We start from the raw sequence: 18,662 nt of genomic DNA on the forward strand, positions 1-18,662 counted from the left end.
TCGCGGCCTTTTTTTTTCGGCTGGGGTGCTCGCGAGCCATCTGCCTTGAGAAAGGCAAGGAATTGGCTCATGATCCATAACGTCAAGTGAGGAAGACCCATGGCTCCGGCGAAGCAGAGCGAATCCGTGACACTGCAGATCCCGACGGAGATACTGGCGGATATCGACACGATCGCCGGGGCGACCGAGCGTTCGCGAAGCCATATCATCCTCAGAGCCTTGCGTGGTTATCTGCTGCAGGAAGGTGCCGATATTCTTGAGGCCATCGAAGGGGGTGCGCAGCTGGATGCGGGACAGCACGAGGACTTCGATGACGTTCTTGCCGAGATGGATCGCATCATAGCCGGCAAGGTCGCATGATCTCCATCCGGCTCTCCCCCAGGGCGGCCGATTACATCCGACGCGAGAGCGCCTATCTCAGAGATCGAAGTCCGGCCGCCGCAAAGGCCTTTGCGCAGTCCATGAAGAAAGCACGGCTGCTGCTTCAGGATTTTCCCGAAGCGGGCAACAGGCTGCACGGACTTCGGATACCCGGCACACGCACTCTTGTCGTCGGAGATTACCTGATTGACTATCGCCTTGTCGGATCTGGAGCCGGTCCGGGGCTAGAGATCGTGACGATCCGCCATGGCAGAATGCAGACCCTCGTGCTCGATGGCGAGGAACCGGATTTTCCAGTTGACGAGTGACGACCTCAGCACCTCCCACATTTCGCCAGCAACATTCCTTTCTGCATTCATCATCCCAGGCGGTTCATTTTGCAGCCCGGCTGGCCTATATGGGGCGGACGGAACAAACGGGTGCGCGAATGACCACACTTGCAGCGATGATCGACGACTTCGGCTTTCTCGACGACTGGGAGGACCGGATGCGGTATGTCATCGAACTTGGCAAGGCACTGCCCGACCTGCCGGACGACCAGAAGACCACTGAGAACAAGGTGCAGGGCTGCGCGAGCCAGGTGTGGCTCTCGGTCTCGGCCGGTGACGGCGCCGATCCGGTCATGACGTTTCGCGGCGACAGCGATGCGTTTATCGTGCGCGGGCTGGTCGCCATCGTGCTTGCGGCCTATTCCGGCAAAAAGGCATCGGAAGTCGTCGCCTTCGACGCGCTCGAGCTCTTCAAGCAGATCGGGCTTATCGAACACCTGACGGCGCAGCGCGCCAATGGCTTGCGTTCGATGATCCAACGCATTCGCGAAGAGGCGGCGCGGAAGCTGGTTTAATCCGCACCTCCGGTTCACCGAGAGAGGCCTGCCCTCACCCGATCTCCGGCCGAAAGCCCTCGTCGGCCCAGTGGCGGGTGCGGGGTTTCGGGGGTGGCGGGGTGTAGTGGCGGGCAAGCGCCAGGAGGGCGGCGCGCAGCATCAGCTTGGCGGAGCGGGCCGGCCATTGGCGTTCGCGCTCGACCGTTTCCAGGCCCTTGCCGAAGCAGCAGATGTCGAGGGCGACGCCTGCCAGTTCAGGCCCCATCGCCTCGATGGCCCTGTTGACGCGGGTGCGGGCCGCGATGCGGCTGTTGGCGAGATCCGGGCCGGCGGGAGCGGCCCCCTTCACTTTGCTCGATAGGCGCGGCTGCCAGCTGGCGGTGATGCGGGGCTGCAGATTGCCGTGGTCGAAATCGCGTGCCAGCCGGTCACCGGCCGCGACGGCGTCTTCGGTGAGGAAAGGCCGGCCATCCTTCTCCTTCAGCCGCAACAGCGGGAAAAGCGGGGATTCCGCCAGGTTGCGGCGGACCGGCTGGCGGCCATCCGGCGTCACCAGCGTCTGCGGTTCCAGCGTGCGGTGCTGATCGGCAAAGGGATCACCGGCCTGGTCGCACAGGGCGCGCCTGAGATAGGCGGCCGTCTCCGGCGTTGCATGGAGATGGCCGTGCGCGCGCGTCAGCAGACCTTCGGCAACCAGACGGTCGAGCAGTTGCGGGTCGGATTGGACGATGGCGGAACACGGCTCGGAGGTCAGCAAGATCGGACCATCCAGGGCGCGGCGCAGGAGCATGCGGATGCGTTTGTGGGCATGGCGCCCGACAGCGCTGTCGAGCGGGGCGGAGAGCGGCGTTTGGCGGGCCGGCGGCATGGCGGCGGTGAGAGGGCGGCTTACGGGCTGAGGCCCGGATGCGGGATCGGTGTTGCGGGTCATGGGCGGCGTCCTGCCAGCAGATAGACGGCGCTTGCCATGCGCTCGACAATGGTGACGAAGCCGTCATAGGCGGCGTCATCCCGGCGATCCTCGACGATGCGGCAGGCATGGCCGACGGTGGAGCGGTCGCGGCCGAAGGCCTGCGCCACCTCGCCCATCGGCATGGAATAGGCGACGTGACAGACATACATCGCCACCTGGCGGACATGGCCGGCGGCGCGGCGACGGCCGCCGCTGTCGCTGTCGAGGCCGACGGCCTGCAGCAGCTCATGGGTGAGCTGGCGCACGATCATGCAGAGCAGCCGGCGCTCCGGGGTCAGCGGGCGGTCGAAGGGGTCGATCGCGGGATCGCCCTCGTCCGCCGCCGCATGGTCACCCTCGGCCGTCTCAGGCTGCGAGGCCCGGCCTTCCCCGCCCTGATCCGGCTCGGGGCCAGTCGCCAGATCGTAGGACGAGACCGGCCGGAGGCTGAAGGGGGGTGACGTCGGATGCTCGATCTGCATGGCGATCTCCAAATAGGATTTTCTTCCTATATTGGTAACAGAGATTCCATCGAAATAAACCCCACAAATTGAGGGCTGATTTCACCCCGGCTCGACGCCACCGCAATGAAGGGAATATTTTCCTTTTCGACCCGACAAAAAAGGCCGGACCCTGGGGGCCCGGCCGATCTCTGGTCAACGGCGTTTGCCGGATGACTTACTTGCCGCGCTTGCGGCGCTGGCCGAGGCCCATTTCCTTGGCGAGGCGCGAGCGCGCTTCGGCATAAGCGGGAGCGACCATCGGATAATCGGCCGGCAGGCCCCACTTCTCGCGGTATTCTTCCGGAGTCATGTTGTAATGGGTCATCAGGTGGCGCTTCAGCGACTTGAACTTCTGGCCGTCTTCCAGGCAGATCAGGTAGTCGTCCTCGATCGACTTGCGGATCGGAACCGGGGGCTTGGGCTTTTCGACCACAACCGGCGCCGGGGTGGGCGAGGACGTGTTGCTGAGGGCCAGATGGATATCGGCAATCAAGTTGGTGAGGTCGGTGACCGGCACGACGTGGTTGCTCACATAGGCAGAGACGATGTCTGCCGTCAGTTCAACCAGCAACTGCTGTCCAGGGCCCTGTTGTACTTCACTCATGTCATTCTCCTATTCAAGGATCACGTGCGTCCGCCGATGCACGTGGCAAAAAAATCAACTCTGCACCTGCCGGCCCCAACCAGAACAGGTACACTGCACAGACCACCCCCACTTATGACAGATCCGCCCTCGCTTCCCTCTGGGAAGCCCTATTCAACATCACCGCATTTTCCTAAAAATACTTGTCTCACTATAATAGACAAGCCGAAAATGCGATGATGGAGCGTGATTAACAGCAGATCAGCTCACTGGACATTGGATTATCACTCCACGGCCAAATGTCCACCCGCTATTTCTATCAAATGTAACGGGTGCAAAGCCGTTCTATTCCACTTTAGTTCATCATTCCGAGCTGACGGAAAGCTCAGATTGCAAAGTTCGAATTGACGTAACTTCTGATCATCCGTTGCTGCCTATTTACTCATATCGTCACGCACCGATACATCAGACAATCTGTATCCCGCCTTATGGGCGGCGCGTGCGAGGAGATGGGCGGCGATCGGCGCGGTGAGCACGAAGAAGACGATGCCGGCTGCGGCCCGGCCGAAGGTTGAGAGATCACCGGAATGAATGCCGACGGCAAGAAGCAGCAGGCCGGAGCCGACCGTGCCGGCCTTCGAGGCGGCATGCATGCGGGTGTAGACATCGGGAAAACGCAAGAGGCCGATCGCGGCGACGAGCGAGAAGAGCGCGCCGATCACCATCAGGGCTGCGACGGCTAGCGCCAGAGCGAGTTGAAGCGGTTCTGTCATGCCTTGCCTCCCTTGCCGGCGGCGGATTTGGCCGGTTTGCCGGCCGACGGTTTTGCATTCGCCTTCGCAGCCCTGGACACGGCCGCCGGCTGCGGGCCGGACGCCCCCTGCCCCGGCCGTTCACGCGTGGTGCCGCGGGCAAGGATGAAGCGGGCGAAGGCGACCGTGGCGAGGAAACCGACGAGACCGAGCGCAATCGCGATGTCGACATAAAGCGTGTAGCCCGTTCGAAGCGCGAAGACGGCAATCAGGCCGATGACGATGCCGACCAGCATGTCGAGAGCCACGACACGGTCCGGCAGGGTCGGGCCGACCACGGCGCGCCAGACGGTGAGCAGCGTTGCGAGGACCAGCACGGCGAGCGCAAACTGCCCGGCGGTATCGACGATCAGTTCCGGCGTCATTCTGGAAAGGCCTCCATGATCTTCTTCTCGAAGCCGTCGGCAATGTCGCGGCGCGCGGCTTCGAGGTCGGTGCAGTCGACGGCATGGATGAACAGCGTGCCCCGGTCCTCGGAGACGTCGACCGAAAGCGTGCCCGGCGTCAGCGTGATCAGGTTGGCGAGCAGGCTGATCTGGAAATCGCCCTTGACCTGCAGCGGATAGGCAAAGATGCCCGGATGCAGCGCGAGTTTCGGCTGGAGGGCCATGGTCGCGACCCGCCAGGCGGATTTTGCCAACTCGACGAGGAAGAGCCGCAACAGCGAGAGGATGCGCAGCGTGCGGCTGGTGCCGCCAGAGCCGGGACGGTGGCCGCGCAGCAGCCAGAGCGTCAAAAGCGACAGGGCGAAGCCGAAGAGGAGATTGTGCAGCGAAAAGCTGCCCGAGACGATGGCCCAGACGACGGCCATCACAACGGCGATTGCGGTCGCGGTCACCGGACACCTCCTTCGGGGAAGACGGAGCGGATATAGGCGGTGGGATCGGCGAGATCACCGGCCGCCTGCTGGGTGGCGAGGATCAGGCGTTCGGGGAAGAGGCCGAAGCCGACGATGAAAGCCGAGAGCAGCACGATGGGCGCAAGCCGCCAGCGGTTTTCCGTGCGGGCGAGCGACAGGGACGGCATGGACACCGGTGGTGCGCCCCCGGGCATGGCGGGCATGGCGGGCGCGCTGCCTGCCGCCTCCGGTGCCGGACGCCAGAAGGCGAAGAGGAAGAGGCGGCCGAAGGCGATGGTGGTGAGGAAACCGGAGAGGAGCACGCTTGCCGCCAGCCACCAGGCGCCGATGTCGAGGGCGGCCTTGACCAGGATCGCCTTGGGCCAGAAGCCGGAAAAGGGCGGCAGGCCGCTCGCGGCAAAGAAGAGGGCGAGCGACAGCGCGGCAAAGACGGGCGCCGCAGCCCAGAGACCGCCGAGGCGATCGAGGCGGAACGTGCCGGTCAGCCGGCCCATCTCGCCGGAGACGAGATAAAGCGCCGTCATCAGCAGGATGGAGTGGAGCGCATAGAAGATCGCGGCCCCCACCGCGACCGCGCCGCCGATCGCGACACCGGCCAGCATGTTGCCGATGCCGGCGACGACGATGAAGCCGAGGAAGCGGCGAATATCGTTCTGCGCCAAGGCTCCCATGGCACCGAGGATCATGGTGAGGGCTGCCATCACGGCGATGGCAAAGCTCAGGGCCTCCCGCTCGATCGGCAGAAGCATGACCATGACGCGCAGAAGCGCGTAGACGCCGACCTTGGTGAGCAGGCCGGCAAACAGCGCCTGCACCACGACGCGGGGCGTGTGATAGGAGGCGGGCAGCCAGAAATTGACCGGGAAGGCGGCAGCCTTCATCGAGAAGGCAAACACGAAGAGGGCAGACAGCGTCATCAGCGGCGCGGTGCCGGAAAGCCCCGGCGCCTTGACTGCGATGTCGGCCATGTTGAGTGTGCCGAAGATGGCATAGAGATAGGCGGTGGCGATCAGGAAGAGGGTCGTCGCGATCAGGTTGAGGACCGCATATTTCAAGGCGCCATCGATCTGCTGGCGTTCCGAGCCGAGGATCAGGAGGCCGAAGGAGGAGATCAGCAGGACCTCGAACCAGACATAGAGGTTGAACAGGTCACCGGTCAGGAAGGCGCCGGAGACGCCGGCCATCAGCACCATCAAGAGCGGATAGAAACCGTAGCGACGGCCGCTGGTCGAGACATCGACGCGGGCGTAAAGCGCCGAGGCAAAGGCGACGATGGCGGCGGCGAGCGCCAGAAGCGCGCCGGTCAGATCGACCGTGATGGCGATGCCGAAGGGCGGGCGCCAGCGGCCCATCATCATGGTGAGCGGGCCGTCACTCAGCACGCGTGCCAGAAGCAGCACATCAACGAGGACGAGGAGTGCGAGGCCGACAAGCGCGATCGGGCCATGCCAGTCGGTGCGGTGGCGGATCATCATCAGCACGGCGCCGAAGGCAAGGCAGAGGCCGATCGGCAGGATCGCCAGCCATTGGGCTGCCTCCACCGGGGCGGTGACGAGGGCGGCGGTGAGGTCGACGGTGGTGGCGGGCGTGGCCATCAGGCGGGACCTCCATGGTATGCGGTGGGCGGAATGCGGGTGGTGATGGCGTGAGGGGTACCCCCCTCTGCCCTGCCGGGCATCTCCCCCACAAGGGGGGAGAGCGGGGTGCGGCAGGCGTCGGCGAACACCCCTCTCCCCCCTTGTGGGGGAGATGTCACGAAGTGACAGAGGGGGGTGTGGCCCCAAACGCCAGCCATGGACATCTCAGCGAACCCCATCCTCAATACCCCATCGGCGGCGCGGGATCGTCGGCGGGTTCGGCGACGCGCATCTCGTCGGTGTTGTCGGTGCCGAGGTCCTGATAGGCGCGCCAGGTCAAGACGAGCAGGAAGCAGAAGAAGGAGAAGGAGATGACGATGGCGGTCAGGATCAGCGCCTGGGGCAGCGGATTGGCGGTGGCCGCCGGCAGGACGGTCTCTCCGCCCGGAATGATCGGCGGGATGGAGGGGGTCAGGCGGCCCGAGGTGAAGATCAGCATGTTGACGGCATTGCCGAGCAGAACGATGCCGAGCAGCACGCGGATGATGTGTTTGGACATCATCAGATAGAAGGCGGCGGTGAAGAAGATGCCGACGACGAGGGAAAAGAGCGCTTCCATCAGGCGTCATCCCTTTCTTCAAGCGCGAGCGCAATCGAGGTGAAGGTGCCGACAACCACGAGATAGACGCCGACATCGAAGGACACGACGGTGGCGAGCGGCACCTCGACGCCGAACAGCGTCGGATAGATCCAGACCCCGGTCATGAAGGGATAACCAAGCGGCGCGGAGACGAAGCCCGACAGCGTCGACAGGAGCAGGCCGCAGCCGGCAACCGACATCGGGTGGAACCAGAGCGCACGGCGCACGGCCTGGACGCCGAAGGCGATGCCGTAGATGGCGAAGGCGGAGGCGCCGATCAGACCGCCGATGAAGCCGCCGCCGGGTTCGTTGTGGCCGCGCAAGAGGACGAAGATCGAGAAGAGCAGCATCAGCGCGGTGAGGAAGGGCGCGAAGGTGCGGAAGATGAGCGTGTTCATCGCGGGGCCTCCACACTTCTGACGCTGCAGGTCTGAGTTACCCCCCTCTGCCCTGTCGGGCATCTCCCCCACAGGGGGGGAGAGCGGAAGGTGGCCGAGCGCGGCGATCTCCGCTGATGGCGGGCGGTTGCGGCGGCGTGAATTTTTACAGGCAGGACGCGAGCCTCCACTCTCCCCCCTTGTGGGGGAGATGTCGGCGCAGCCGACAGAGGGGGGTGGGCCGAAGGCCGGCAAAGATCTGCGGTGAGCGGCGTGGAGCGGTGGGCCGAAGGCCGATGGATGTCAGAGCGGTTCATCACTTTCCCCTCCCCTTCTTCTTGCCCTTCACTTCACCAAAGGAGCCGGATGGCGGGGAGACGACGGAGGCGGTGGGGGCCGCCGTGCCGACGCGGATGCGGATGAGCGCGAGAATGGCCAGGCCGGTGATCATGACGACGGAGATTTCGCCCAGCGTGTCGACGCCGCGGAAGTCGACGATGATGACGTTGACGACATTGGCACCGTGGGCGATCGCCTTGGAATAGGCGGCGAAGAACTCGGTCAGCGTGGCATCGAAGGGCGCTTCGGTGGCCCGGATGAGGAGGAGCGCGAAGCCGACACCACAGGCGACGGCAGCGGCGCCATCGAGCAGGCGGGCGATCAGCGGACGGTGATCGGTGGGTGACAGGCGCAGGCGCGTCATGACCAGTGCCAGGATGACGACCGAGAGCGTTTCGACCATGAACTGGGTGAAGGAGAGATCCGGCGCGCCATAAAGCAGGAAGAGTACGGCGAGCGCAAAGCCCTGGATGCCGAGGCAGACAATGGCCGTCAGACGATCCCGGGCCGAGAGGACGGCGGCGACGCCGATGACGGCGATTGTCAGGAAGGCCGCCTCGACGAGGCTCAGATTGGCGGGCCAGGCGGGCATGGCCGGCAGCTCGCCATAGACGACGGGCGTGACCAGCAGGACGTGCGCCAGCAGAATGAAGGTGGTGGTGATGTAGACTTCCAGGCGGCCATTGTGGATGACGCCGGTCACGCGGACCGAGAGCCGGACGAGGCCTGACACGAGATGGTCGAAGCTGCGATCGGGGCTGAGGCCGAAGCCGGTGACGAGACGATCGACGCCGGCGCGGAGCCGGTCGAGGCCGCGATAGAGCAGGATGCCGAGGGCGACGGTCAGTATCGAGAGGGCCAGCGGCATGCCGATATGCGGGATGAGGCCGACCGAGACCGTCTGCGATGCGCCATCGACGGCGCTTGCCATGGGCGAGGAAATGAAGCGGTGGACCATGCCGGAAAAGAGCGCACCGACCAGCGCCAGGAGCGCCAGCGTCAGCGGGCCGAGCCAGAGCAGAACGGGGCCTTCATGGGCATGTTTCGGCGTCTTCGTCTCGGCGCCGATGAAGGGTTTCAACCCGACGGCAAAGGCGATGACGAACATCAGTGCATTGCCGATGACGGCTACAGCCGTGAACAGGATGGCACGCGGGTTTGCGCCCGCGAGCGCCGCATAGATCTCTTCCTTGGCGAGGAAACCGAAGAGCGGCGGCAGGCCCGCCATGGAGATGCCGCCGAGGATGGCGGCGGCAAAGGTGATCGGCATCAGCCTGCGCAAGCCGCCGAGCAGGCGGATGTCGCGGGTGCCGGTCTCGTGATCGATGATGCCGGCCACCATGAACAGGCCGCCCTTGAACAGCGAATGGGCGACGAGATAGAGCACTGCGGCTTCGACCGCATAGGGGGTGTCGAAGCCGGTCAGCATGACGAGCAGGCCGAGCGAGGCAACCGTCGTATAGGCGAGCATCAGCTTCAAATCGGTCTGGCGCACCGCGAGGATGCCGCCGACCAGCAGGGTGATGCCGCCGAAAAAGGGCAAGAGGATTTCCCAGGCGGGCGTGCCGCCCATGACCGGGTTGAGGCGCATCAGGAGATAGACGCCGGCCTTCACCATGGTGGCGGAATGCAGATAGGCCGAGACCGGGGTCGGCGCTTCCATGGCGTTGGGCAGCCAGAAATGGAAGGGAAACTGCGCCGACTTGGTGAAGGCGCCGCCGAGCACCAGGAGCAGGGCCGCCAGATAGAAGGGGCTTTCGCGCAGGATATCGCCGGTGGAGAGCAGCAATGACAGCTGGCTGATGCCGGTGATGTTCCAGATGAAGATGAGGCCTGCCAGCAGGACGAGGCCACCGCCGCCGGTCACAACGAGCGCCTGGAGCGCTGCGCGGCGCGAGGCTTCGCGCGTGTGATCAAAGCCGATCAGCAGAAAGGAGGTGATCGAGGTCAGCTCCCAATAGACGAAGAGCATCAGGAAGCTGTCGGAGACGACAACCCCGAGCATGGCGCCCATGAAGAGCAGGATATAGCTGAAGAACCGGCCCTGCTGCGGATGGCCCTTCATGTAACCGCCGGCATACAGCACGATCAGCGTGCCGATGCCGGTGATCAGAAGCGCGAAGGTGAGCGACAGACCGTCGAGCAGCCAGGAGAAGGAGAGGTTGAGGCTGGGCACCCAGGCGAAACCGCCGGTGATGCGCCCGCCGGATGCAATCTCCGGCAGGACGCTTAGGAAATGCACGAAGGCGAGCGCCGGAAACAGCGCAAGACACCAGGCGGCGGCAGCGCCCAGGCGGGCGGTCAGCACGGGGGCAACAAGTGCGGCGACGAAGGGCAGCAGGAGCGCGAGCCAGGTCAGGCCGCTCGGCAGGTCAGGCATTCCACCTCCTCGTGGGCGGACGACATCCGTCGTCTTAACGATGCAAGGAGGCTCCGTGTTAGGACATGGGTCGCGGCTTTCCAAGCAAAAACGGCGGAAAAACCGATCACGGACGCGTCAGACCCCGGAAATTTTCGCGCTCCCCATGTATTTCGGTGTTTGCTTGAAAGGGAATGGACGATGGCGCGACTGAGGGAGCAGCGGCGCAATTGCAGGGGCCGCCCTGCCGCCCTATCTATAGTGCCAAAGGGCCTGCGCATTGCTTGGACCCCATCCCTTTCTCAAGGAGAAGACCATGAGCTCCACCCCCACCGGAACCACCACCGTGGCGAAAATCGAAAAGACGGACGCCGAGTGGCGCGAGCAGCTGACGCCCGAACAATACCGGATCCTGCGCGAACACGGCACCGAGCGGCCCTTTACCGGGCCATATTGGGACAATTTCGAAAAGGGCCTCTATCGTTGCGCCGCCTGTGACGAACCGCTGTTCATCTCCGACACGAAGTTCGACGCCGGCTGCGGCTGGCCGAGCTATTTCGAGCCGGTGAAGCCTGATGCCGTGACCGAACACCGCGACACGGCGTTTGGCATGGTGCGCACCGAAATCCGCTGCGCCAACTGCGGCGGGCATCTGGGCCATGTGTTCCCGGATGGCCCGAAGCCGACGGGGCTGCGCTACTGCATCAACGGCCATTCGATGGTGTTCGAGCCGTTGAAGTGAGCGGGAGTGCCTGAGGAGGCCCCGGGCCTCCTCCCTCCCAGGCTGTGTCGAGATCTCCACCGAGGAGGGAGCAGGGTTCGCTGAGTGTGGGGGGCGAATTCCCTCCTAGAAATGAGGCATGATCTGCAGTGTTCGCCGCCGTGTGACCTCTGGGGCATGGCCGATGACTGGTCCGACAGTGTCACGGTGTCTCCGCATGAAGAAGGACGGCGACCAGGGCAGGCCCTTGAGCAAGGTCGGCATGACGCGTGTCGGCTCGTATAGGCCACATTCCGAGAGCTCGTGCGGATCGTCGATGATAAAACCGGTGCCCTCGAGCCTGTCGACCTGCTTGGTACAGTAGGAAACATAAATCCAGGGGACTTCCCGATCCCCAAAAGGCATGAAGCCGGCGGCCCGCACCAGACAGGGCCGAGGATAAGGACCAGGGAGTCTGGGACTTCCGTCAAAGGGCCAAGCACACCAAACAAAATCCCACTTCGCGGGAAGTGGGATCAGGTCTGTTCGATACGGCTCGCGGATGACCACCGTCAGTCGCCAGAGACCGGCCTGAACTGGCCGGTAATCGGGCCGTACGCATCTTCGATCATGGCATCAAGCGTTTCAAAGTAGTCCGGATTGAAATCCGGCCCCAGGCGGTTTTCGCGCTGCTTTTCGATATCAATGGCATCGTCAGCGGGAGCTACGGGAACCAGGGCACGGTGCACCACCGGGTCGCGGGGCGACAAGACTGCCTTTGCATGGGGGGCTTCCCCCGTCGAAGAGGCAATTGTCGTCACAACTTTCCGTTGGGTCACCACCGCGCCTCCTTGTCCGAATGAAGGACAACATAACCGAAAACCGGCTTCCGCACAATAATCGGCTTCAATCACCCCTTTTCGACCAGCCCACTTTTGGTTGTGGACACCCTCTCCTTTTGCCGAAACCTGCAGGGTTTGGATTTGACGGCACGCACCTCCTGCGACAGGCATCATGCGTTCACAACTGGGGGTCATCATGAACAAGACAATCACCGCCACCATGGCGCTTGCTGCGGCGCTTTCTTCCTGTGCCAGCAAGCCAAAGGATATCGAGGCGGCCTATGTGTCGTCGACGCTGTATGAGAGCCTGTCCTGCGACCGGCTGCGCGAGGAGGCGACGACCGTGTCGAGCCGGGCCATTTCGGCGAGTGGCGTGCAGCAGAAGAAGGCGGACAATGATGCGGTGGCGGTCGGCGTCGGACTGGTCATCTTCTGGCCTGCCCTGTTCTTCGCCAAGGGCGACGGGGCATCGGCGGCGGAAGTCTCGCGGCTGAAGGGCGAGATGAAGGCGATCGAGACGGCGTCGATCAAGAACAATTGCGGCATAAGGTTCGAGGATCCGACGGCGCAGCCGGCGAAAAAGAAGTGAGGCAACCACCCTCCCCTTGAGGGGGAGGGTCGGAGCGGAGCTCCGGGGTGGGGTGACGGGCGAGACGCCTGCGTTGATCCATGATGTCGGACTCGTCGCCAGGATCACCCCCACCCGCCGCTTTGCGGCGACCTCCCCCTGAAGGGCGAGGTGGAGGGTCTCAGCGCCCGTCGAAGGCTGCCAGCGCCTTCGGCGAAACGCGGCTCCAGAGGCCGGCGAGCAGCAGCACGCTGAGGATGGCGGCGAGGATGAAGGGCATGCCGAGCGCCTGGTGGCGCGGCATGACGTGTTCGGCCAGCGTGACGCTGACGCCGGCCACCAACACGCCGAGCGGCATGGTGCCGAGGCCGAAGAAGCGGTAGACGCTGTTGACCCGGCCAAGCAGATGCGGCGGGATGAGACGCTGGCGCAGCGAGACCGTGATGATGTTCCAGACCATGCCCGTTATGGCCGAGAGGGCGAGCGCTGCCCAGACCAAGGACGGAAAGGGCAGAAGAAGCACGATCAGCGCCCAGACCAGGCACCCGGCGATGGTGGCCCTGAGGCAGGCGGATGCGCCGAAGCGGCGGATGATCGGTTCCCCCAGCAGGCCGCCGATGACACCGCCGATCGCCAGGCCTGTCAGCAGCAGACCGTATTCGGCCGAGTTCAGTTGCATGACCTCCTGAGCATACAAGACCATGCCCGTCAGCAGCATGACCTCGATGGCGTTCAACACGCCCAGCCCGAGGGCGAGATCGCGCAGCAGCGGGCGGGCAAAGAGATAGGCGGTGCCTTCGCGGATTTCGGCGAGCCAGTGGCGCGGTTCCGGCCGTTCGGTGCGAAACGTGCCGGGGATGGAGAGGATCAACAGGCCGGCGAAGGCGAAGGCAAGGCCATAGAGCCCGAAGGCGAGCGGCAGCGCGAGACCGATGACGAGGCCGGCGAGCGGCGGGCCGATCATCATGTTCATCACGGTTTCGACGCTGCCCATGCGGCCGTTTGCGGTTTCGAGCCGGTCATGGGGGACAATCGACGGCAGCAGGGTGACGGCGGAATTGTCGCGCAGGACCTCGGCAAAGCCGACGATGAGGGCGCAGAGCAGCAGCAGGGCATAGAGCGGATTAAGCGGGAAATCCTGGACAGGGGTTTGCGGCAGCATGCCCGGGGCCAGCATGGCGAGCGAGAGCGTGATCAGGGTGATGAAGCGCAAAACGTCCATTGATATGACCAGGCGGCGGCGGTCGAAGCGGTCGGTGATCACGCCTGATGGCAGCGCGAAGAGGAACCAGGGCAGTTTCTGCGCCACGCCGACGAGCGCGATCGCCAGGGGGTCGCGGGTGATCAGCGAAGCAAGCCAGGGCCAGGCGACGACGCCGATGCCATCGGCGAGATTGGCAAGGCCGCTGGACAAAAGCAGGCGGTGGAAGGCGCGGCCGAGCGGGAGCTTGGCCGGCAAGGGTAGACTGGCTTCGGGCGGGGTCATGCGGGGTTCCTTGAAGTGCCCCGACTAAGCACCTGCGGAGCCTGGGAACAAGCCCTGTTTTTTTGGGGGAGGAAACGCAAGCGGCGGCCGCTGCCAAGCCGATGCCTGGACGGCTGCTCCCGTCAGCCCGCCTGGCGGTGGGCGAGCGCGATCAATGGGCAGACGATGGCAAATTGCAGGAGGGTGAAGGCCGTTTCGAGTGCGATGAAATCGCGCACCGAGGCCATCCTGTATTTCGCCGCGACCGGCAGGACGACGAAGGAAAAGGCGAGCAGGCCGAAGACGAGGAAGGCGGCAGCGGCGCTGCGCCAGGTATCGGCGGGCGCGGTGGAGAAGAGGCGCGGATAGGCGAAGGAAAAGATCAGGCCCTGGATGACCATGGAGCCGAGACCGAGCGGGATGAGGACATCGTCGCGATACATCTCAAGACGGTGATAGGCGGCGGCGAAGGTTTTCAGGTGCCAGACGTAACCGAGCGGAAAGGTCGGCAGAAGATAGGCGGCGAAGCCGAGCCAGAATGCCTTGCCCATGACGAAACCTCCCCAGGGTTCCAAAGTGCCATTCCCCAGGGTTATCCAACCATGATAACTTGCATTTTACAAGTGATTTAACCGGATGCCGCCATGACCTCACCTCCCCGCTCGCTCTGCCCCATCGCGCTCGCCCTCGACCTCTTCGGCGACGCCTGGTCGCTGCTCATCGTGCGCGACCTGATGTTCAAGGGGATCTGCAGCTTCAACGGCTTTCTGGCCGCTGGGGAAGGGATTGCCACCAATGTGCTCACCGACCGGCTGGTGAAACTGGAACAGGCCGGGATCATCACGAAGGCGCGTGACGGGCAGGATGGACGACGCTTCGTCTACCGGCTGACCGCAAAGGGGGCGGAGCTTGCGCCGGTGCTGGTGTCGATGGTGCTGTGGTCGGCCAAACATACGCCGACCGATGCGCCGCGGGACATGGTGGCGGCCATGGCGGTCGATCCGCAGAGCTTTGCAATGCAGGTCATTCGGCGCGTGGCGGCGGATGAAGCGGGGCCGGCAAGGCATTGATTTCAGATTCTTTCGGGCAACCTCTTCACGCAGAACGTCAAGACGGCGGAATCGGCGCAAGGGTTGCACAAACTGCGGCGCCCCTCTGACGCGCTGCCAAAGGCTGACCCGCCTCGCGGCTGATGGCTGGCCGTCCTCCGCCATCTTGATGGCAGAGTGCAGAAAGGATAGACTGACGACCAAGGAGCTTATCCATGGCTGAACCGCAATTGTCCGTCCGCAGCGCCCGGGCACGTGATTTGGCGCATCGACTGGCGCGACGGGAAAACCGGTCGATTGCCGATATCGTCGAGCGCGCGCTCGAAGCCTATGAGACGCAGAGGACCGGCCGGGAACCGGCAGCCGATTTCTATCGGCGGATCAGCGCCGAGGTCAGGCTCGACCTGGATCTGGACGCCGTCATTCGTGCCGATCGCGAGCCGCATGAGGGACCGGAGCTTTGATCTTCCTCGACACCAATGTCGTTTCGGAGACATTGAAAAAGCAGCCGAGTGAAGCCGTGATTTCCTGGCTCATCCGGCACGATGCCGAATTGGCCCTGTCGAGCGTGGTCATCGGAGAAGTCGCCTACGGAATTGCAAAGATCCGGGACGATGAGCGGGCACCGCGACTGGAGCGCGCGCTTGATGACTGGCGAGACCGATTTGCCGGACGCATCCATGGTTTCGATGAAGCGGCCGCCCTGACCTATGGCGCGATCATGAGCGATGCCCGGCGTCGCGGCCGGGGCATGAGCGTGCCGGACGGCATGATCGCGGCGATCGCGAGGACCAAAGGCGCAGCACTAGCCACCCGCAATGTCGTCGATTTCCAGAACTGCGGAATCGACCTGATCAATCCCTGGGACTTTTAGCGGCACACCCGGCACTCCCCTTGCCCTTCAGCCTCGTTCCGCCAGCATCTTCAAGCACTGCTCGAAGGCCGTGAGATCCGTCCAGAGCCTGTCGGCTTCCGCCGGATGAACGGCCACCGGGCCGCCGCGGCGCTCGACGCCGCCGTGGAGCATGAGGTTCTCGATCATCTCGAAGTCTTCCAGCATGGTGCCGTCGGGCGCGCGCTTGCGGCCGTCTTCGGCGAGGTGGATCTGGCCCGAATAGAAGTCGGCGGTACGCTTGAAGTGGCTCTCGGCGACATTGGTATAACAGGCGACCAGCTTGCCGGCGCCGCACATATAGCCGAGTTCGAAGACGGTGCCGGGATCGGCGGCGATGCCGCGAAACGGCGTCAAATTTGCGATGACGCCATCGGCGCGGTTCATGAAGCCCTCGTCGACCTCGGAAATGTTGAGGCCGAACTGGTGTTTGGTCGGGGCCGGCGGGATGGCGAGGTCGCCGGGGCAGATGGGGTCAAAACCATAGCTGCGGGTGAGTGCGGCCTTGGCATCGAGGATGGCGCGGGCATCGGGCAGGAAGACCTCGGGGCCGGCGAGGTAGAGTTTGAGCGGGATGGACATGCGGGGGGGAGATCCTTGGAGGCTTGGGAGAGCCCGATCAGGAGCAGTCGGCGGGCGGGGTTGCAAGAGCGGATTGCTGCGGTGCACAGGATTGCAGCGCCAGCGGGATTTTGAACGCGGATATCATCACTGGTTCGATACCGGATCAATTGATCTGATATTATATCAGACAATCGTTTGATTTTATGAGTTGGCAGGGTGCTGGTGGCCTCGCCCTTCGAGGCCCGCCTTTGGCGGGCTCCTCAGGGTGAGGGGAGATGGAGCTTTTACCTCTTCTCGCCCGCCCCTGCCCCGCCTTCAAGAAACCGGGCTAACAAGGTGGCCAGCCCCCTCCCCATCGGCTAGACCTTTGACCATGTCGACTCAGCCCCTCACCGATCCGCTGTTCTCCGCCCATGGCCGGGAAACCCCGCTTTCCGTCTTGAAGCGAGTCTATGGTTATCCGGCCTTTCGCGGGCGGCAGGCGGAGGTGGTGTCCCATGTCGTGTCGGGGGGCGATGCGGTCGTGCTGTTTCCGACCGGCGCGGGCAAATCCCTGTGTTTCCAGGTGCCGGCGCTCTGCCGGCCGGGCGTCGGCATCGTCGTGTCGCCGCTGATTGCCTTGATGCGCGACCAGGTGCAGGCGCTCAAAGGTCTTGGGGTGCGGGCGGCGGCGCTCAATTCGACCTTGTCGAAGGACGAATATGTCGAGATCCGGCGGGCACTGGATCGCGGCGAGCTCGACTTTCTCTATGTGACGCCGGAGCGCACGGCGACGCCGGGTTTCGTCGAGATGATGCAGGGCGTCGAGATCGCGCTCTTTGCCATCGACGAAGCGCATTGCGTATCGCAATGGGGGCATGATTTTAGGCCTGAGTATCGCGAACTCGGCAAGCTCACCGATCTCTTTCCCGGCGTGCCGCGCATGGCACTCACCGCCACCGCCGATCCGCATACGCGCGACGACATCATCGAGCGGTTGGGCCTGCACGATGCGCAAGTGTTCACCACCTCCTTCGACCGGCCGAACATCGCCTATGAGATCGTCGAGCGCGACCAGCCGCGTCAGCAGCTGTTGCGCTTCCTCTCCCGCCACAAGGGATCGAGCGGCATCGTCTATTGCCTGTCGCGCGCCAAGGTGGAGGAGATCGCGACATGGCTCGACGACCAGGGCATCCGGGCATTGCCGTATCACGCCGGCATGGACCGGGCGGTGCGCGATGCCAATCAGGATGCCTTCCTGAAGGAAGAAGAGCTCTGCCTCGTCGCCACCGTCGCCTTCGGCATGGGCATAGACAAACCCAATGTGCGTTACGTCGCGCATCTCGACCTGCCGGGCTCCGTCGAGGCCTATTACCAGGAGACGGGGCGCGCGGGGCGTGATGGCCTGCCGTCTGATGTGTGGATGGCCTATGGTATGGCCGATGTCATCCAGCGCGGGCGGATGATTGACGAGGGTCAGGCGGCCGACGAGATCAAGCGGGTGGAGCGGGCGAAGCTCAATGCGCTCTTGGCGATCTGCGAAACACCGGGCTGCCGGCGCCAGGCGATCCTCAAACATTTCGGCGAGAGCCACGCGGGCAACTGCGGCAACTGCGATACCTGCCTGAAACCGGTCGAGACCTGGGACGGGCTGGATGCGGCGATCAAGGCGCTGGCGGCGATCTACCGGACCGGCGAACGCTTCGGCACCGGGCATCTGATCGATGTGCTCTTGGGCAACGAGAACGACAAGACTGTTCGATTCGGCCATACGGATATGCCGGTGTTCGGGGCGGGCAAGGATGTGCCGGCGAAGACCTGGCAATCGGTGTTTCGCCAGCTGCTCGCCGCCGGTTATGTCAGGGTGGATCACACCGCCTTCGGCGCGCTGAAGCTCGAGGAAACGGCGCGGGCCGTGTTCAAGCGCGAGGTGGACGTGCGTTTCCGGAAGGACCGGCCGACCACGGGCAAGGCTGCGCGCGGGGCAGCCGCGTCGCGCACCGCCCATGCCAAGGCGGGGCTCGATCAGGCGGATCAGGAGCTGTTCGAGGCCTTGCGCGCCAAGCGCATGGAGATCGCCAAAGACCAGGGCGTGCCGCCTTACGTGGTTTTCCCGGATACGACGCTGATTGCGCTGGCCACCGAACGGCCAATGGACGAGGACGAGATGCTCGGCATTTCCGGCATCGGGCAATCGAAGCTGGAGCGGTATGGCGACGCGTTTCTCGAGGTGATTTTGGCGTATTCGCGGTGAGGTTTCGGCCTAGCCCCCTCATCCTGAGGCGCCTGCGTCAGCAGGCCTCGAAGGATCGAGGCCATGGAGGTCACCCCTGCTTCGCGGCGACCTCCGCCTTCGGGGTCATTGCAGCTGAACAAAAAGCCCCCTCCCCACCCC

General features: G+C 64.1%; 23 protein-coding genes. 9 read left to right on the top strand and 14 right to left on the bottom strand.

The window, feature by feature from the left end; genetic code table 11:
* Positions 1-99 precede the first annotated feature (99 nt).
* The 3 genes from DFO46_RS11955 (at position 100) to DFO46_RS11965 (ending at position 1,225) form a co-directional block, all read left to right on the top strand.
* The gene (locus DFO46_RS11955; RefSeq protein WP_120277440.1) at positions 100-360 is read left to right on the top strand and encodes a ribbon-helix-helix protein, CopG family; all 261 of its coding nucleotides are present in this window, start codon (positions 100-102) and stop codon (positions 358-360) included.
* Positions 357-689: a type II toxin-antitoxin system RelE/ParE family toxin gene (locus tag DFO46_RS11960; RefSeq protein WP_120277441.1), complete on the top strand. Its 333-nt coding sequence runs from the start codon at positions 357-359 to the stop codon at positions 687-689. The genes DFO46_RS11955 and DFO46_RS11960 overlap by 4 nt, the downstream gene beginning before the upstream one ends.
* A gap of 119 nt (positions 690-808) precedes the next feature.
* Positions 809-1,225: a SufE family protein gene (locus DFO46_RS11965; RefSeq protein ID WP_120277442.1), complete on the top strand. Its 417-nt coding sequence runs from the start codon at positions 809-811 to the stop codon at positions 1,223-1,225.
* 34 nt (positions 1,226-1,259) lie between these two features.
* Here the strand turns inward: DFO46_RS11965 and DFO46_RS11970 are convergent, their stop codons facing one another.
* The 10 genes from DFO46_RS11970 to DFO46_RS12015 all read right to left on the bottom strand — a co-directional run bounded on the left by DFO46_RS11970 (position 1,260) and on the right by DFO46_RS12015 (position 10,229).
* Complete coding sequence (locus tag DFO46_RS11970) at positions 1,260-2,138, bottom strand: DUF6456 domain-containing protein (protein WP_245422561.1); 879 nt, start codon at positions 2,136-2,138, stop codon at positions 1,260-1,262.
* Entirely contained in the window at positions 2,135-2,641 is a 507-nt protein-coding gene (locus DFO46_RS11975; RefSeq protein ID WP_245422562.1) for a helix-turn-helix domain-containing protein, read from the bottom strand. Before DFO46_RS11975 ends, DFO46_RS11970 begins: the two co-directional genes overlap by 4 nt.
* A gap of 196 nt (positions 2,642-2,837) precedes the next feature.
* Entirely contained in the window at positions 2,838-3,266 is a 429-nt protein-coding gene (locus DFO46_RS11980; RefSeq protein ID WP_110789405.1) for a MucR family transcriptional regulator, read from the bottom strand.
* Positions 3,267-3,679: 413 nt separating this feature from the next.
* A complete protein-coding gene (mnhG, locus tag DFO46_RS11985) occupies positions 3,680-4,018 on the bottom strand; it encodes a monovalent cation/H(+) antiporter subunit G (protein WP_110789406.1) in 339 nt (112 codons plus the stop codon).
* Complete coding sequence (locus tag DFO46_RS11990; RefSeq protein WP_110789407.1) at positions 4,015-4,422, bottom strand: cation:proton antiporter; 408 nt, start codon at positions 4,420-4,422, stop codon at positions 4,015-4,017. Before DFO46_RS11990 ends, mnhG begins: the two co-directional genes overlap by 4 nt.
* The gene (locus DFO46_RS11995) at positions 4,419-4,895 is read right to left on the bottom strand and encodes a Na+/H+ antiporter subunit E (protein WP_120277443.1); all 477 of its coding nucleotides are present in this window, start codon (positions 4,893-4,895) and stop codon (positions 4,419-4,421) included. Before DFO46_RS11995 ends, DFO46_RS11990 begins: the two co-directional genes overlap by 4 nt.
* Positions 4,892-6,511, bottom strand: a complete 1,620-nt coding sequence (locus DFO46_RS12000; protein WP_120277444.1) for a Na+/H+ antiporter subunit D — start codon at positions 6,509-6,511, stop codon at positions 4,892-4,894. Before DFO46_RS12000 ends, DFO46_RS11995 begins: the two co-directional genes overlap by 4 nt.
* A 223-nt stretch (positions 6,512-6,734) precedes the next feature.
* Positions 6,735-7,112 carry a Na+/H+ antiporter subunit C gene (locus DFO46_RS12005; RefSeq protein WP_110789409.1) on the bottom strand — a complete coding sequence of 126 codons (378 nt, stop codon included), beginning with the start codon at positions 7,110-7,112 and terminating at the stop codon, positions 6,735-6,737.
* Positions 7,112-7,531 carry a Na+/H+ antiporter subunit B gene (locus DFO46_RS12010; RefSeq protein ID WP_110789410.1) on the bottom strand — a complete coding sequence of 140 codons (420 nt, stop codon included), beginning with the start codon at positions 7,529-7,531 and terminating at the stop codon, positions 7,112-7,114. Before DFO46_RS12010 ends, DFO46_RS12005 begins: the two co-directional genes overlap by 1 nt.
* Before the next feature lie 295 nt (positions 7,532-7,826).
* Complete coding sequence (locus tag DFO46_RS12015) at positions 7,827-10,229, bottom strand: putative monovalent cation/H+ antiporter subunit A (protein WP_120277445.1); 2,403 nt, start codon at positions 10,227-10,229, stop codon at positions 7,827-7,829.
* Between the two features lie 295 nt (positions 10,230-10,524).
* On the opposite strand from DFO46_RS12015, the gene msrB reads away from it, so the two are divergent.
* On the top strand, positions 10,525-10,950 hold the full coding sequence (gene msrB / locus DFO46_RS12020; RefSeq protein WP_110789413.1) for a peptide-methionine (R)-S-oxide reductase MsrB: 426 nt from the start codon (positions 10,525-10,527) through the stop codon (positions 10,948-10,950).
* A gap of 530 nt (positions 10,951-11,480) precedes the next feature.
* Here the strand turns inward: msrB and DFO46_RS23765 are convergent.
* Positions 11,481-11,954 carry a hypothetical protein gene (locus DFO46_RS23765; RefSeq protein ID WP_147412761.1) on the bottom strand — a complete coding sequence of 158 codons (474 nt, stop codon included), beginning with the start codon at positions 11,952-11,954 and terminating at the stop codon, positions 11,481-11,483.
* Here DFO46_RS23765 and DFO46_RS12035 point away from each other — a divergent pair.
* The gene (locus tag DFO46_RS12035) at positions 11,947-12,339 is read left to right on the top strand and encodes a hypothetical protein (protein ID WP_120278238.1); all 393 of its coding nucleotides are present in this window, start codon (positions 11,947-11,949) and stop codon (positions 12,337-12,339) included. The two genes, DFO46_RS23765 and DFO46_RS12035, sit on opposite strands and share 8 nt — an antisense overlap.
* A 160-nt stretch (positions 12,340-12,499) precedes the next feature.
* Here DFO46_RS12035 and DFO46_RS12040 read toward each other — a convergent pair whose 3' ends face one another.
* Both DFO46_RS12040 and DFO46_RS12045 read right to left on the bottom strand, forming a co-directional pair.
* Positions 12,500-13,804, bottom strand: a complete 1,305-nt coding sequence (locus DFO46_RS12040) for an MFS transporter (protein WP_120277448.1) — start codon at positions 13,802-13,804, stop codon at positions 12,500-12,502.
* Positions 13,805-13,926: 122 nt separating this feature from the next.
* Entirely contained in the window at positions 13,927-14,334 is a 408-nt protein-coding gene (locus DFO46_RS12045; RefSeq protein ID WP_120277449.1) for a hypothetical protein, read from the bottom strand.
* 93 nt (positions 14,335-14,427) lie between these two features.
* Between DFO46_RS12045 and DFO46_RS12050 the strand changes: the two genes are divergently transcribed.
* The 3 genes from DFO46_RS12050 (at position 14,428) to DFO46_RS12060 (ending at position 15,706) form a co-directional block, all read left to right on the top strand.
* Positions 14,428-14,853: a helix-turn-helix domain-containing protein gene (locus tag DFO46_RS12050; protein ID WP_120277450.1), complete on the top strand. Its 426-nt coding sequence runs from the start codon at positions 14,428-14,430 to the stop codon at positions 14,851-14,853.
* Positions 14,854-15,047: 194 nt separating this feature from the next.
* Positions 15,048-15,296 (top strand): type II toxin-antitoxin system VapB family antitoxin, encoded by a 249-nt coding sequence (locus DFO46_RS12055; RefSeq protein ID WP_120277451.1) that lies wholly within the window; start codon positions 15,048-15,050, stop codon positions 15,294-15,296.
* The gene (locus tag DFO46_RS12060) at positions 15,293-15,706 is read left to right on the top strand and encodes a type II toxin-antitoxin system VapC family toxin (protein ID WP_120277452.1); all 414 of its coding nucleotides are present in this window, start codon (positions 15,293-15,295) and stop codon (positions 15,704-15,706) included. The genes DFO46_RS12055 and DFO46_RS12060 overlap by 4 nt, the downstream gene beginning before the upstream one ends.
* A 27-nt stretch (positions 15,707-15,733) precedes the next feature.
* On the opposite strand, the gene DFO46_RS12065 is transcribed toward DFO46_RS12060, so the two are convergent.
* Entirely contained in the window at positions 15,734-16,306 is a 573-nt protein-coding gene (locus DFO46_RS12065) for a nucleoside 2-deoxyribosyltransferase (RefSeq protein ID WP_120277453.1), read from the bottom strand.
* 355 nt (positions 16,307-16,661) lie between these two features.
* Here DFO46_RS12065 and recQ point away from each other — a divergent pair, with 355 nt between their 5' ends.
* On the top strand, positions 16,662-18,521 hold the full coding sequence (gene recQ / locus DFO46_RS12070; RefSeq protein WP_120277454.1) for a DNA helicase RecQ: 1,860 nt from the start codon (positions 16,662-16,664) through the stop codon (positions 18,519-18,521).
* The last annotated feature ends 141 nt before the right edge of the window (positions 18,522-18,662 follow it).

The organism is Rhizobium sp. AG855 (assembly GCF_003610655.1).
GTDB classification, from domain to species: Bacteria; Pseudomonadota; Alphaproteobacteria; order Rhizobiales; family Rhizobiaceae; genus Allorhizobium; species Allorhizobium wuzhouense.

What these genes read in the sequence shown, in the direction of transcription:
- DFO46_RS11975 (WP_245422562.1), bottom strand. Translation starts at nt 2,641, where the DNA reads ATGCAGATCGAGCATCCGACGTCACCCCCCTTCAGCCTCCGGCCGGTC.
- DFO46_RS12065 (WP_120277453.1), bottom strand. Translation starts at nt 16,306, where the DNA reads ATGTCCATCCCGCTCAAACTCTACCTCGCCGGCCCCGAGGTCTTCCTG.
- DFO46_RS11960 (WP_120277441.1), top strand. Translation starts at nt 357, where the DNA reads ATGATCTCCATCCGGCTCTCCCCCAGGGCGGCCGATTACATCCGACGC.
- DFO46_RS12000 (WP_120277444.1), bottom strand. Translation starts at nt 6,511, where the DNA reads ATGGCCACGCCCGCCACCACCGTCGACCTCACCGCCGCCCTCGTCACC.
- DFO46_RS12040 (WP_120277448.1), bottom strand. Translation starts at nt 13,804, where the DNA reads ATGACCCCGCCCGAAGCCAGTCTACCCTTGCCGGCCAAGCTCCCGCTC.
- DFO46_RS12015 (WP_120277445.1), bottom strand. Translation starts at nt 10,229, where the DNA reads ATGCCTGACCTGCCGAGCGGCCTGACCTGGCTCGCGCTCCTGCTGCCC.
- DFO46_RS11990 (WP_110789407.1), bottom strand. Translation starts at nt 4,422, where the DNA reads ATGACGCCGGAACTGATCGTCGATACCGCCGGGCAGTTTGCGCTCGCC.
- mnhG (WP_110789406.1), bottom strand. Translation starts at nt 4,018, where the DNA reads ATGACAGAACCGCTTCAACTCGCTCTGGCGCTAGCCGTCGCAGCCCTG.
- DFO46_RS12005 (WP_110789409.1), bottom strand. Translation starts at nt 7,112, where the DNA reads ATGGAAGCGCTCTTTTCCCTCGTCGTCGGCATCTTCTTCACCGCCGCC.
- DFO46_RS12055 (WP_120277451.1), top strand. Translation starts at nt 15,048, where the DNA reads ATGGCTGAACCGCAATTGTCCGTCCGCAGCGCCCGGGCACGTGATTTG.
- msrB (WP_110789413.1), top strand. Translation starts at nt 10,525, where the DNA reads ATGAGCTCCACCCCCACCGGAACCACCACCGTGGCGAAAATCGAAAAG.
- DFO46_RS12050 (WP_120277450.1), top strand. Translation starts at nt 14,428, where the DNA reads ATGACCTCACCTCCCCGCTCGCTCTGCCCCATCGCGCTCGCCCTCGAC.
- DFO46_RS11965 (WP_120277442.1), top strand. Translation starts at nt 809, where the DNA reads ATGACCACACTTGCAGCGATGATCGACGACTTCGGCTTTCTCGACGAC.
- DFO46_RS11955 (WP_120277440.1), top strand. Translation starts at nt 100, where the DNA reads ATGGCTCCGGCGAAGCAGAGCGAATCCGTGACACTGCAGATCCCGACG.
- recQ (WP_120277454.1), top strand. Translation starts at nt 16,662, where the DNA reads ATGTCGACTCAGCCCCTCACCGATCCGCTGTTCTCCGCCCATGGCCGG.
- DFO46_RS12010 (WP_110789410.1), bottom strand. Translation starts at nt 7,531, where the DNA reads ATGAACACGCTCATCTTCCGCACCTTCGCGCCCTTCCTCACCGCGCTG.
- DFO46_RS11970 (WP_245422561.1), bottom strand. Translation starts at nt 2,138, where the DNA reads ATGACCCGCAACACCGATCCCGCATCCGGGCCTCAGCCCGTAAGCCGC.
- DFO46_RS12035 (WP_120278238.1), top strand. Translation starts at nt 11,947, where the DNA reads ATGAACAAGACAATCACCGCCACCATGGCGCTTGCTGCGGCGCTTTCT.
- DFO46_RS11980 (WP_110789405.1), bottom strand. Translation starts at nt 3,266, where the DNA reads ATGAGTGAAGTACAACAGGGCCCTGGACAGCAGTTGCTGGTTGAACTG.
- DFO46_RS12045 (WP_120277449.1), bottom strand. Translation starts at nt 14,334, where the DNA reads ATGGGCAAGGCATTCTGGCTCGGCTTCGCCGCCTATCTTCTGCCGACC.